General features: G+C 68.6%; 11 protein-coding genes and 1 pseudogene. 4 read left to right on the top strand and 8 right to left on the bottom strand.

Going from position 1 to position 12472, the window contains the following annotated elements; all coding sequences use genetic code 11:
- Nucleotides 1-3: 3 nt before the first annotated feature.
- The 3 genes and pseudogenes from AB0M97_RS13595 to AB0M97_RS13605 all read right to left on the bottom strand — a co-directional run.
- Complete coding sequence (locus AB0M97_RS13595) at nt 4-1221, bottom strand: amidohydrolase family protein (protein WP_365961001.1); 1218 nt, start codon at nt 1219-1221, stop codon at nt 4-6.
- A 202-nt stretch (nt 1222-1423) separates the two neighbouring features.
- Nucleotides 1424-1639, bottom strand: coding sequence for a hypothetical protein (locus AB0M97_RS13600; protein ID WP_365961132.1), 216 nt, complete (start codon nt 1637-1639; stop codon nt 1424-1426).
- Nucleotides 1640-1704: 65 nt separating this feature from the next.
- Nucleotides 1705-2019, bottom strand: a pseudogene (locus AB0M97_RS13605) (nitroreductase family protein); the annotation flags it as partial.
- Between the two features lie 925 nt (nt 2020-2944).
- Here AB0M97_RS13605 and AB0M97_RS13610 point away from each other — a divergent pair.
- Both AB0M97_RS13610 and AB0M97_RS13615 read left to right on the top strand, forming a co-directional pair.
- Nucleotides 2945-3097 carry a hypothetical protein gene (locus tag AB0M97_RS13610; protein WP_365961002.1) on the top strand — a complete coding sequence of 51 codons (153 nt, stop codon included), beginning with the start codon at nt 2945-2947 and terminating at the stop codon, nt 3095-3097.
- A 71-nt stretch (nt 3098-3168) separates the two neighbouring features.
- Nucleotides 3169-3555, top strand: a complete 387-nt coding sequence (locus tag AB0M97_RS13615) for a hypothetical protein (RefSeq protein ID WP_365961003.1) — start codon at nt 3169-3171, stop codon at nt 3553-3555.
- A 947-nt stretch (nt 3556-4502) separates the two neighbouring features.
- On the opposite strand, the gene AB0M97_RS13620 is transcribed toward AB0M97_RS13615, so the two are convergent.
- From AB0M97_RS13620 to AB0M97_RS13640, 5 genes are all read right to left on the bottom strand, one after another.
- Nucleotides 4503-5879: a cellulase family glycosylhydrolase gene (locus tag AB0M97_RS13620; protein WP_365961004.1), complete on the bottom strand. Its 1377-nt coding sequence runs from the start codon at nt 5877-5879 to the stop codon at nt 4503-4505.
- A gap of 674 nt (nt 5880-6553) precedes the next feature.
- Entirely contained in the window at nt 6554-8872 is a 2319-nt protein-coding gene (locus AB0M97_RS13625; RefSeq protein ID WP_365961005.1) for an RICIN domain-containing protein, read from the bottom strand.
- A gap of 755 nt (nt 8873-9627) precedes the next feature.
- Nucleotides 9628-9852 (bottom strand): ubiquitin-like protein, encoded by a 225-nt coding sequence (locus AB0M97_RS13630; RefSeq protein ID WP_365961006.1) that lies wholly within the window; start codon nt 9850-9852, stop codon nt 9628-9630.
- Between the two features lie 711 nt (nt 9853-10563).
- The gene (locus tag AB0M97_RS13635) at nt 10564-10725 is read right to left on the bottom strand and encodes a hypothetical protein (protein WP_365961007.1); all 162 of its coding nucleotides are present in this window, start codon (nt 10723-10725) and stop codon (nt 10564-10566) included.
- Between the two features lie 38 nt (nt 10726-10763).
- Nucleotides 10764-11189 carry an Hsp20/alpha crystallin family protein gene (locus AB0M97_RS13640; RefSeq protein WP_365961008.1) on the bottom strand — a complete coding sequence of 142 codons (426 nt, stop codon included), beginning with the start codon at nt 11187-11189 and terminating at the stop codon, nt 10764-10766.
- A gap of 292 nt (nt 11190-11481) precedes the next feature.
- Here AB0M97_RS13640 and AB0M97_RS13645 point away from each other — a divergent pair, with 292 nt between their 5' ends.
- Together AB0M97_RS13645 and AB0M97_RS13650 are read left to right on the top strand one after the other, a co-directional pair.
- Nucleotides 11482-12000: a DUF308 domain-containing protein gene (locus AB0M97_RS13645; RefSeq protein ID WP_365961009.1), complete on the top strand. Its 519-nt coding sequence runs from the start codon at nt 11482-11484 to the stop codon at nt 11998-12000.
- A 78-nt stretch (nt 12001-12078) separates the two neighbouring features.
- Nucleotides 12079-12459, top strand: coding sequence for a hypothetical protein (locus tag AB0M97_RS13650; RefSeq protein WP_365961010.1), 381 nt, complete (start codon nt 12079-12081; stop codon nt 12457-12459).
- The last annotated feature ends 13 nt before the right edge of the window (nt 12460-12472 follow it).

Here is a 12472-nt window from a genome sequence, read left to right on the forward strand (position 1 = left end):
TGGCTAGTTTGTGTGGTGCACGATTTTTCCCTGCTGCATCACGAACCGGACCAGCCCCATGGAGCCGATGTCGGTGAAGGGGTCACCGTCGACTGCCACCAGATCGGCGATGAAACCGGGTGTGATACTGCCCAATTCGGGCAGGCCCAGCAGTTCCGCAGCAGTGACGGTGGCCGACCTCAATGCCCTCAACGGCGTCAGCCCATGCGCGACCAACGCCGGAAACTCCTGCCAGTTGTCGGCGTGCGGGAACATACCCGCGTCGCTGCCAAACGCGATCCGCACCTCGGACCGGCCCTGTCGGCGCAGCCCGTCTCGGACCTCTTCGGCACTCACACAATCCGCCTGCCCGCACAGACCGGTGCGGGAGCCCGTCGTCTCCAGCCGGTTAAGAGCTTCGATTTGGCAGTATTGCGTGGGCACGAGAAAAGTGCCGCTACGCGCCATCATCTCCAGCGTCCCCTCGGTGGCCAGCGAGCCGTGTTCCACGCTTCGCACCCCGGCACGTACCGCTCGCGCAACCGCCTCGTCGGAGACGGCGTGGACAGCGCAGGGCAGCCGCACATCCCGTGCGGCACCCACCAACGCGTCCACCTCCTCCTGAGAGTAGGCGACGGAGTTCGGGGCGTCGGCGGGCGAGGAGAACCCCCCGCTTCCCGCGTACTTGATCCAGTCGGCTCCGTAGCGGCCCTGCGCCCGCACTTGGCGACGGATCTCCTCCACTCCGTCAGCCACCGTTCCGATCTGCGCACCGTAGCGTTCGGCGAGGCGTGGCGCTTTGTCAGCGTGGCCCCCACGCGGAGAGATCATGTTCGGGGCCGCGAGAATTCTCGGCCCGCGCACCAGGCCGTCCGCCACGGCCCGCCTCAACGCGACGTTGAGTGGCTGATGGGAGCTTCCCAGGTCCCGGACGGTGGTGAATCCGTTGGCCAGCACTGCTTGCATGGCCGGGACCGCGGTCAGCACCTGGTACAAGGCGGAGTCCTCGTCTGCGCCCTCATCCGGCAGATGGACGTGGCAGTCGATGAGGCCGGGCAGCAGCGTGCAGCCCGGCAAGTCCACAGGGACAGGACATGCACCCGCGCTCGAAATACCACGGCCGACGCCGCGGATACGCTCACCTTTCACCAGCACGTGCACGTTCTCGACCGGTCGTGGCGCTCGTCCGTCCCACACCCGGGCCGGCCGCAGTAAGAAGCCTTCAACGCCCTGCTCGTCCATCACCCCGCCCTGTGGCCGGCCACCTCGGACAACGGCGGCCATGCCTGCCGCTCTTCCCGTGTGCAGATTTCCAGACAGTTACCGCGCTCCTACCCGGCCGGTGCGTCGGCCGGGTCACCAGCCGTTCACCGCAGACACAACCCCAGCCCTCCTCCAGCCGACGAGCAGCCCCTCCAGCCCCACATGAGATCGGCACCGTGTCTCAGCGGACCTGGTGCTGGGCTCGGCTCTCGGCGTCGTCCAGTAGTTCCGCGATGGTTTCCGCGAGCATTCCGGCGTCCTGCGCGGCACGCCCCAGGGCGACACCGTTCCAGTCGGCGGCTTGCCGCATGCGGGTGTAGGTGCCGGGCAGGACCGCGCCCCCGTAGAGAAAGCGCACGCTGCGGCTTGCGGTGGCCGCCCGCACGGCACGAAGCACGTGACCAGCGTGTTCCTCATACACACCGACCGAGACATCCCGCGTTCCACGCGCTCATGCATCGACGCCAGATATGGCCGAGCAGCGTCGCGGTACACGGTCGCGAGAGCGCTTCGCGTGTCCTGATCGGTGATCACGATCCAGTGCCATGGCTGATCGTTCGAGCCGTTGGGTGCTTGCAGTGCCACCTTCAGCGCGGTGCGCACGGTGTCGAGGTCGACGGGCCGTGAAGTGTCCAGACGGCGGCGCACCGACCGGGTCGTGGTCAACAGCCGTAGACACGCCTCACGGTCTTGGGCCGTCGGCTCACACGGCATCGTCTCCTTCGGCCACTGCGAGTCGGATGCCGATCGGCCGGACGACTGGAGCGGCGGCGTCATGAGCCGGCCAACCCGATGCACACCATGCCGTGACCGGTGCCACTGGGTGCCGCTGCGGCCGGTGACGTCACCGGAGCACGTGACCGCATGGGCGCGGATTTCCTTCGGGCAACTTGCACGAGAGCAGGCTCCATTGTTGACAGTGCGCGAGAAACGCCTCTAATACGGGAGGGGAGACAGGATCTCCGATCCCAGGTGCCGGGCCCAGCTCTCCGCGGCCGCTCTCAGGGCCTCAGCGCGGTCGGTGCGCTCCCAGGTGAAGTCGGGCAGTTCCCGGCCGAAGTGACGCCGATTTCATGTGAACAGCTCACTTGTCCGGGGCGCGTCGGAAAAAGCAGGAGAACACAACAATGTGCAGGAAACCTATGACGGGTCAACCACGCGCCGCGCGATTCAGCCAGGACTAGTCTCTGAGTCACATTTCTCACGCCAACAGCTCTCTGTACCAACTCCCACGACAACCTCGCCACCAGTGATCGGGAAATGCTGGTTGTCGACGGCATCGGTTTTCGCGGCCAGGCTGTTCGTTGCATGGCGAGTAACAGGTTGTTTTCTCCCGTTGTCTCATCCGGGAATCTGCGGTCGATGCGGCTTCGCGGGGTCGCGTACGGCGCACTGCGGCGAAAGCCTGGTGGGCGCCGTGGAGTTCCTGGTGAGGACGACAGCCTCGGCACCGGCTGCTCCGGAGCCCTGTGCGGCCCTTGCCGAGTTGTGGCAGGACCGACGCTCGGAACTGAAGGAGAGCCTCGAAGAGGAGGGCCCCTTGAGCGCTGAGCTGGCGCAGGCGTACTTCTTGTTCCTTGAAGCCCGTGCCATCGACGATCAGCGCGCGCACTCCACCCCGGCGCTCAGTCCGGACGGGCGGCTTGGTGAGCGTCGTAGTACCGGTGCTGGAACCCGAGGACGAAGGCGGCCCTGGTACGACTTGGAGCCGGACCGCAACTACACCTGGGACGACCCGCTGCTGCCCGACGCGGCGACCGGCGAGGTGCGCGGTCGGCGGCAGCTGCGGTCGCCGGCGTCGGCCGCGGTACGGTCCTGGTGTCCGGACGGCGGTGCCGTCGTGGCGTCCTGCTGACCGCGCGGCAGACCTGGTCGACCTGGTGGGGTCGACCCGCGCGCCGGCGGTCTTGACGGGCTCGGCGGCGCGTGGATGCATCCTCCGGCGGGTTCCTCTCCGGCTCGCGCGTACTGACCCAGCGGTACGCCGATTTCGTGTTCCCCGACGACGACCGCGACGAGCCGACGGTGTACGACCTCGGCTCCGGGGAGCGGACGGCGTTGCTGGACCTGACGGAGCTCGCCGTCGACCAGGAGAACGACGAGCTGTCCTCCGCCGAGGTGCTGGACGGCAGCCATGTGCTGGTCCCGGGCCGGGTGTGCACGGGTGATCCATCCGCTCGGCCGGCTGGACCACCCGGTGCCGGCGGGCGAGGACGTCACCGGCTCTGGGAGACGGCACCTGGCTCACGTACGACAGCGACCGGCGCACCGCTGGCACTGGATCGCACGGGCCTCCCCGGACCCGTGCGGTGACCTCTGGTGGGCGATCCGGCGGCGCTTGCAGTTGGCGTGGCGACCGCACCTCCGAAGCGCTCGGCTGCGGCTCCTTCCTCTGGCAGCCAACGCCGCCGCCCTTTTCGATCTCGGCAGGCGCGGGAATTTTCGCACCCCGGCCCGGGGCCCGGGACGGGTCTTGCACCTACGAGGGTTGCGCCGCCTTCGTCCGAGAGCCCCGGGAGGAACAGTTCCTCGCGGCGGTCGCCAACTTCGTCTCCCAGCGGACCTTCTACGGGAGCGATGCGGAGCGGGACGATCGGTTCGTCCGCCTCGTCGGGGAATCGCGGTCCAGGCCCCGGCCGCTGTGCCGGCTGCGCGGCGAGGGCAACATGCGGACGGCATCCCTGGTGGCACGGCCTTCCGTTGCGGTGACGTGCTGGACCTGGTCCACCCCTCCCCCGGCTCGGACAAGCCCTGGCAGGGGGCGCTGTTCCGGTACGCCCTGGATCGCCGGCGCCACCCGGAGCAGGCGGTTCCGGCGGCCTCCGACCAGGCTATGTCGAGGTGCCGACCGCCGTCGATCAGGTAGTGGAGCAGGGGCCGGCCGGGCCCCGCCCACAGGGGCACCAAGTTCCACGGCGGCCACTGCCCGGTGGAACGAGACCGGCGCTCGGGATCCGGTGCCCAAGGCATACGGCAAGGAAGGTCCGGCGGTGAGCGGCGAACCGGATTTCCCGCTGCCGTCGCTCCTCGCCCGCTGGAAGCTCGGACTCGACCGGGACACCGCCAGAACGCCGAAGCTTCCCCAACTCACCCTCTCGCCGGGGCGCGTGCGGGCCACACTGCGGGCTCCGGCCCACCGGCTGGTTGCGAGCTTGAGGACCCGCGCCCCGGGTCGGAGCTGATACGACGGGCCCGGCAGGTCGCCGGGCCCGCCGGGCGGGACGACGGGGCTCCGGACGGCCGGAGCCCCGCCGCGCGGGTCAGCTGGTCGGGAAGGAGTCGGGGGTGCTGATACGGCTCTTCATCAGTGCCCCGGACTCGGTCAGCACACCGCTGCTGCTGTAGTCCGTGCCGTTGCAGGTGCCCGGCTTGAAGGCCGCGCTGCCCTCATTGGCGTCCGAGTAGGTCCAGTTCGCGTAGCCGATCTTCAGCTGGTCGAGCAGGTCCAGCCATGCCTTGCTACTGGCTTGGTCCACCGCTCCGCCGCCGGTGTAGGTGACCGTCCCGAACTCGGTGACGAACAGCGGCAGCTTCGTGGCCGCCCGGCTCACCGCGGCGCGGTAGGTGTCCTGGTGGCTCGCAGCGTAGAAGTGGAACGCGTACATGATGTTGGTGGCGTTGACCGGGTTGTTGATGACCTCGGTCTCGTTGGAGCCGTCCGAGACGCCCAGCGAGGACCAGCCGCGGGTGCCGACGATGATGACGGCGTCCGGGTCGGCGGCCCGGATGACCGGGATGACCTGCTCGGCGTAGTTCTTGATGGCCGCCCAGCTCACGCCGTTGGGTTCGTTGGCGATCTCGTAGATGACGTTCTTCTTGGCGGCGTTGCGGGTGGCGACGGACGAGAAGAAGGTCTTCGCGCGGTCGAGGTTGTAGTTCGGGTCACCCGGCGTCAGGGTGTGGAAGTCGATCATGGCGTACATGCCGCGTGCCTCGGCCATGTCGACCAGGCTGTTCACGCGGCTGGTGAAGCCGGCCGGGTCGGTCTCGTAGCCGCCCTCCTGGACGTACATGGCGATGCGGAACAGGTCCGACTTCCAGTCCTTGGCCAGCGCGTCCAGGGATGCGTTGTTGTAGCACTTGCTGAACCACTGGATGCCGTGGGTGCTCATGCCGCGCAGCTGGATGGGACGGTTGTACTGGTTGCACAGGTGGACGCCGCAGACGCGGAGCTGCCCGTTGATGTCGACGGGGGTGCCGGTGCCCGGCACGGGCGGGGGCTCCTCGCCGACGGAGCCCGTACAGGCGACGCCGTTGAGCGTGAACGCCGTGGGCTTGGGGTTGGCGCCGGTGAAGGAGCCGGTGAAGCCCAGGTCGGCCGAGGCGCCGGTGGCCAGGTTGCGGTTCCAGTCGACGCCGGCGGCGGTGACCGTGGAACCGGACTGCGACCAGGTGGCGTTCCAGCCCTGGACGAGCTTCTGCCCGGCGTCGGGCAGGGTGAACTTGAGCGACCAACCGCTGATCGCGGACCCCAGATTGGTGACCTTCACTCCGGCTTGGAAGCCGCCCTGCCACTGGTTGGTGATCGTGTAGTCGACTCTGCAGCCGGTGGCGGCCTGCGCCGTCTGCGGGCTGACCAGCGCGGTCAGCCCCAGGACGGTCGCACAGGTCGCCAGTAGGGCCAAAAGGCGTTTCACAGCGTTCCTCCTCATGGGAAGCGGAAACAGCGTCATGGGAGCGCTCCCAAAACGGAGTGGGAGCGCTCCCAAAACCCATCGGCCCGGAACCGTACACCGGTGCGCGAGGCGCGTACAGGCATACGACCAACCAGATACGACCCTTGGGTCGCGCAACACCCCGTCAGAGACACGCGTTTCAGGCTTGACACACCGGGGGCGAGCCGTGACGGCGGCCCCCGGGAGTCGCCTCTGGAGACCCAGGCCCACATGCCCGCGGACCAGGATGAGTTCGGAGGCGATGCAGGAGGACGCCAGGAAGGCCATGACATCCGCGTGCATGTCCAACACCACGACCGGGCAGCGCCCCGAGGGTCCACTCGAAGACCTTGGAGCGGGTTTTGCTCCCGGACATCTCCCCGCGGCCATCACTTTTTCTTCACACGATGCAGAGGGCCGGTGCCCAAGTCTGCCGACGCCCGGGACTCCGGGAAGCCGTTCCGGGTCCGTATGCGCCGCGTCAGAGCGGCGAGAACTCCCTTGCCGTTGACGCAGGTGTCGGCACGAGACGATGTGGGGTTGTCCTCACCCCGTTCACCTTCGCCTTCGTGGTGGTCCGGAGACCTCGATGCCGACCGGAGGCTGTCCCGGCCGGCATCGAGGTGTTGTTCCTTCCCGTGTGTCGGCGAGGTCCGTCAGCGCACGTAGATGTTGGGCTGCGGCGGGCGGGTCATTCCGGCGCCGAGGAAGTAGCTCGGGTGGGGCGGCTGGTTGTAGGCCGTGTTCTGCCAGGCCAGGGCGACGCGGTACTGGGCGTCATGGGCCAGGGTGTGCAGTTTGGTGGTCGTCGGGGCGGACGTTGCGTAGATGCGCAGGGCGTTGTTGCCGGAGTGGCGCCAGATGACTTCCTCGCGCCAGTCGCCGAACAGGTCGCCCGAGAGCACCGGGGTGGACTTGGTGCCGTTGCTGGAGGCGACGCCGCTGCCGGTGAGCAGCCGGGTGTCGCCGCCGGTACCGTACTTGTCGATCTGGACGCCGTTCAGCAGTTCGCGCACCGGGTCGGCGTCCCACCAGGCGAGGAAATTCGCCGAGGACGGGTTGCGGCCGACGTTTTCGCCGGAGGAGTTGCGCAGGTTGGTCATGTTGGGTCCGGAGCCCCAGAACTCGGCGCCCGCATTGCCGGCGTAGATATCACCGGCCACGCCGCGGCCCGGTCCCTCGGAGCCGCTGGTGGGGGTGCGGTGGATGACCTGCCCGGTGCGGGCGTCGTGCAGGTCGGAGCCGGGCTGGTTGCCCGACTCGTGGACGCCGAAGACCTCCAGGCCGGCGCGGTTGGGCACGAAGTCGCCGACGTGCAGGGCGTCGCCGTGGCCGAAGCCCGTGGCGTACATCAGGCGGCCGTTGTCGTCGATGGTGGCGGAGCCGTAGACGATCTCCTGACGGCCGTCGGCGTCGACGTCTGCGACGGACAGCTGGTGGTTGCCCTGGCCGTACGCGGCGCCGTTGCCGGAGGTGTTGGAGTCGAACGTCCAGCGCTTGACGAGCTGCCCGTTGCGGAAGTCCCAGGCGGCGATGACGGCGCGGGTGTAGTAGCCGCGGGCCATGATCAGGGAGGGCCGCTGGCCGTCGAGGTAGGCGGTGCCGGCCAGGAAGCGGTCCGCGCGATTGCCGTAACTGTCGCCCCAGGAGGAGACGTTGCCGCGCGGCGGGTCGTAGTTGACGGTGGACATCGCGGCGCCGGTCAGGCCGTTGAACATGGTCAGGTACTCGGGCCCGGTCAGGATGTAGCCGCTGGAGTTGCGGTGGTCGGCGCTCGCGTTGCCGATGACCGTGCCTTGGCCGTCGCGCGTGGCGTCCGCCGTCTTCATGGCCACCTCGGCCCGGCCGTCGCCGTCGTAGTCGTACACCTGGAACTGCGTGTAGTGGGCCCCGGCCCGGATGTTGCGGCCCAGGTCGATGCGCCACAGCCGCTGGCCGTTGAGCCGGTAGGCGTCGATGTAGACGTTTCCGGTGACGCCGGACTGCGAGTTGTCCTTCGCGTTGTCCGGGTCCCACTTGATGATCAGCTCGTACTGCCCGTCGCCGTCCACGTCACCCGGGCTGGCTTCCACGGGTGTGTAGCCCGAGCCGGGTGAAGACAGCGGCACATCGAGGTAGTTGTCGCCGGTGAAGCGCAGCGAGGGCTCCGAAGCCGGCTGCTCCGTGCCGTTCACCACCGCGCGCACGGTGTACGAGGCATCCGAAGGCGCGCCGTTGTCGAGGTAGTTGGTGGAGTCAGTGACCGGCGAGCCGTTCACCTTCGTGCCGTTGCGGTACACGTTGAACGTCGTGTCGTAGCTCTCGGTGCCCAGCAGCCGCCAGGACACCAGATTGTTCGAGCCCGAACGCACCGAGACCAGGCCCCGGTTCAGGTCCTCCATCTGGAGGGCGCCACCGGTCGGCGGAGCGGGATCCGGGTCGGTGCCGCCGTCGACCTTGACCAGCCGCCACTGCTGATTCAAGCCGTCGATGTCGTCGTACTGCGAGATGCGAGCACCGTCGTCCGCCGACCGCTCCCAGACGTCCAGGGCCTTGCCGCTGTTGCGGTTGATCAGCTGCACATACTGGCTGTCGATGTCGACCACGCTGAACTGCTGATTGACAGCGTTGTTGTCCGTCCACTGCTGCACCTTGGCGCCGTTGGCCGTGGACCGTCCTTCGACGTCGAGCACCTTGCCGCTGTGCCGGGCCATGATCCGGTAGTATCCGTTGCCCGAATCGACGAACCGGAACTGCTGGTTGGCGGCGGTTCCAGGGGTCCACTGGACGACTTCGGCGCCATCGGCGGTGGAGCGTCCGGAGATGTCGATGGCCTTGCCACTGTGGCGTGAGACCAGTTGGTAGTAGGCGGACGTGTCGATCACGGCGGCGCTCGCGCTGGACGCGGGCAGCGCGACCAGCGAGACGGCGGCCAGTAACACCGCCAGCACATACGTGACCGGTCCGCGGAACCTTCGCGAACTTCGAACGGACATGTACAGCTCCTCCAGGTAGGGCGGGTAAGGGCTCGCGTGCTTCCCGGCGACTGAATGAAACGATTCATCCGCGTCGCGCACGAGGGCAGGGTTCTGTTGTGACAGGGAGTGGGAGCGCTCCCAGCGAGGCTAGGGGCGGGCTCTGCGTGTGGCAATACGTGTGCACCGACTGAATGTGTCGATGTGTTTGATCAAGTGGATTCCTGGCGCAGTGCCCGGTCGGTCATCCCTGCGTGAGAACGATTCACGTCGGCGCGTCAACCTGGCTCAATCCGAGGAGTGCGAGCCGCCGTTGCCCCCGGGCTGCCGCTGTCACCGGCACATGGCCGAACCCCTGCGCAATCTTGTTGCCGCCGTACTCGCCGTCCTGTCCCTCGGCGCCTCATCAGCCGCCCACGCCGCGGACACCCTGCGCGCTTCAGGCACTGGAACGTCGGCCTGCGGCAGGGCGTCTGCGACACCCGCAAAGAGATCCTGGTCCACGAGGTGGTCGAGCCGCCCTCGATCGGCCCCCGCTGCCGCCCGACGGGCGGGCGGTGGCGGTCGTACTACGACGAGAAGCATGGTCTCTTCAACGCCCTCCAACCCGGCACCGTCCCCCGGTACGACGGGTCTGGCATCTGGGCGGTCACCAGGGCCCGGGCGGAGGGCCTGGCGCTGACGGGCGAGGGGCAGCGATGCCGGTGGTGGGACAGGGGGAGCCAAACTTGACAGGGCCCGCCAGAAGCTGACGGGCCCTCACGTACAAACCGGAACTAGGGAAGTACGAGCAGGTCCAGGGTGTCCCCCTCCTGAATCCCGTAGAAGCCGACGGTGTTCTGATTCTCCAGCACGATGGCGTTGCGGGTGAGGACCTGCTTGTCCACCGGGTCACCGGTCTGCACTTGGATCTTCGACTTGACGTTGTCGATCCTGTCGGAGGACTCAACCTCAAGGGTGATCTTTACGCCCGAAGCAACGAGCTTGACAAAGAGTCCCATTTTCGCTTGCTGGGACGCTGCAGTGCGGTGGCCACGTCGTGGGAAGCGGCGATGCTCGGGGTGGTGGACAGCCCGGCGAACGCCAGGGCGGCGACCGCGCCTATCGCAACTGTGCGCCTGCGTACCATAGCGACGACTCCTTCGGTGGGATCCTCTTGCCTGCGGCAATGCGAAACCCCGCCGACAGAGAATGAGCGGTGTTCACAGCCAGTCCTCAGCCGTTGCCTCATCCTCCGGGCCCGCTTCCTCGAAACCTATGCCTCAAAAGGACCGGCGCACATCTAGTCACACCGCTTCGCACCGGTGAGGCCTGACCTCAGGGTGCGACGAAGTCCAGGAGGACTCCGCGTCGGCGCGGCGCGTGGTGATCTCCAGCTACCGGTCCGCTCTGAGGTGAGGACCACGGCCAGCGCCACCTGGATGATGAGCGCCCGCCGTCACGCGAGGGACGACGAACGAGCCGAGTTGCCAGAACTCGCCTCGGACATCGAACGGCTCCAGGCCAGGCGCGCCGAGTCGCTTGACACACCGCCGAAGGACCGGTCCCCGGCGCCGGCCGGCGGCTGCACCGACGCGCGAACTGCCACACCCCGCACTGGAGATCAGGTCGGCATGACGTGCTCATCGCGGCGTTGCAGAGTCACCGACCGAGGCCGGGCCGGCTGCGTCGCGGAGGTGGCGGGGTCGGGCAGGGCCGTGGGTAGCGGGTGGTCAGTGGTTTCCGAGGACGGTCCGCATCCGCTGGTAGCGGTCGAGGTCTTCGAAGGTGTCGCGGTCGGGCGGACCGGGGTCGCGGCGTCCAGTGCCCCAGGCCCAGACGCCGGCGGTGATGCCGGTGGTCAACGGTATGAGCAGCCACAGCAGGGCGTCCATGATTCAACCTCCTTCAGCATGGCGGCTGGACGGCTTGTTCAGGGGGTGAGCTGCTTGGGCTTGCCGCCGGAGATGTCGATCTTGCGGGGCTTGGCGTGGGCGGCCAGCGGGATGCGCAAGGTGAGGACGCCGTTGTCGTAGGCCGCCTCGGCAGCTGCGGTGTCCAGGGCGTCGGACAGGGCCAGGCGCCGGGTGAAGCGTCCGGTGGGACGTTCGGTGAGCAGGGCCCGGGCACCGGCCGGGACCGGCGAGGGCCGCTCGGCGCTCAGGGCGAGGGTGCCGCGTTCGGTGGTCAGTTCGATGCTGGAGCGGTCCATGCCCGGCAGATCGAACTGGAGGTACAGCGCGTCGTCGTCACGCCAGGCGTCCACCGGAATGACGGCCGCGGCCGGGTCGGCGGCGGCGCGCGCCAGCTGGTGCACGAGCCGGTCGATATCTCCCAAAGCGCCGGTACGCGCAAGCATCCTTTTTCTCCCTTCACTCGCCGGTCGCCCGCCCATGGCGGCGGGGCCAGGTCCCTGCCACTCATCCATATAGCCGATCGCAGAAACCTTGACAAGCATCCACTAGGTGAAGTTGACAGTCTTCGACTCAATCCTGTCACGTGCGGTAAGCATTTGGTTGCGCCGAGGCCCTGGCCCTGCGAGGGCGGAGCAGTCGGCGCGGACGACCGGAAGGGAGGGCTGCCGGTGACGGAGAGCAGGAAGACTGTCTGCTGCTGAGGCCCGGGGCGCGGCTGCGGTCGTCTTGGGCGCGGTGACGTTGGTGTGGCCGCAGCTGACGGTGTCGGCCCCGGCTTTGGTGTTCGGCGCGTACGCGCTGGCCGACGGCGCGATGCTCATGACGACGGCATGGCGCCACCGCCGCGAGCGCCGGTCCGCTGCGGCCTGTGCGGGCGCCGGTGTGCTGAGCGTGGTGGCCGCTGCGGCAACGACCCTGTGGCCGGGGCTGACGGCTCTGGCGCTGGTGGTCATGGCCGGCACCTGGGCGGTCGTCACGGGCCGTCTGGAGCTGTGGGCTGCCACCCGGATGCGGCATGAGCTGCGGCAGGCGTGGCCGTGGCGCATCTCCGCCGGCGTGTCGGTGGGCGCGGGTGTGCTGCTGTGGCTGCGCCCGGATGCCGACGCCGAGACCATCGCCCTGGTCCTGGGCCTCTACGCGCTGATCGTGGGCGGTATCAGGCCGGCTGCGGCCCGGCGTGAGTACCGCACGCACGTCGGGCACGCATCCCGGTCATGGAGGCGGCCGGCGTCCGGCGGCCGCACCGCCCACTGACAGCCGAGGTTCGTTCGTCCCGTCTGGGCGCCCTGTCGGCCGCCGGCCCGCGGTGCGCCCCGCATGAGCGGGAGGCAGGTGAGCATCGTGACGCGGCTGCACATCGACGTTCTGGTGGTGCGTCTGCCCTGGCGGTGGGCGCTCCCGGCGCGGCGCCGGACCGTGCGCCTGCCGCTGGAGTTCGTGGACGAGGTGCGGGTGGAGCCGCACTGGTGGCGTGCGGTGCGCCCGCACCCCGCCCCCGGCTACCGCTTCCGGCCGGGGCGCTGGTGCGTGGGCGAGATCGAGCACGCGCACGGGCGGCACTTCGTCGCCGTGCGCGCACAGGGGCCGGTGCTCGTGGTGTCGACCTTTGGCCGCGACGCCCCCTATGCCCGACTGGCCCTGTCCACGGCGGACCCGGAAGGCGATGCCGCCAGGCTTCGAACGGTCGCCGCTCAGGGCGTCGACAAAAATTGAGTCGATCGTTGTC

The organism is Streptomyces sp. NPDC051207 (assembly GCF_040682395.1).
Taxonomy (GTDB): Bacteria; Actinomycetota; Actinomycetes; order Streptomycetales; family Streptomycetaceae; genus Streptomyces.

What these genes read in the sequence shown, in the direction of transcription:
- AB0M97_RS13595 (WP_365961001.1), bottom strand. Translation starts at nt 1,221, where the DNA reads ATGGACGAGCAGGGCGTTGAAGGCTTCTTACTGCGGCCGGCCCGGGTG.
- AB0M97_RS13625 (WP_365961005.1), bottom strand. Translation starts at nt 8,872, where the DNA reads ATGTCCGTTCGAAGTTCGCGAAGGTTCCGCGGACCGGTCACGTATGTG.
- AB0M97_RS13630 (WP_365961006.1), bottom strand. Translation starts at nt 9,852, where the DNA reads ATGGGACTCTTTGTCAAGCTCGTTGCTTCGGGCGTAAAGATCACCCTT.
- AB0M97_RS13635 (WP_365961007.1), bottom strand. Translation starts at nt 10,725, where the DNA reads ATGGACGCCCTGCTGTGGCTGCTCATACCGTTGACCACCGGCATCACC.
- AB0M97_RS13640 (WP_365961008.1), bottom strand. Translation starts at nt 11,189, where the DNA reads ATGCTTGCGCGTACCGGCGCTTTGGGAGATATCGACCGGCTCGTGCAC.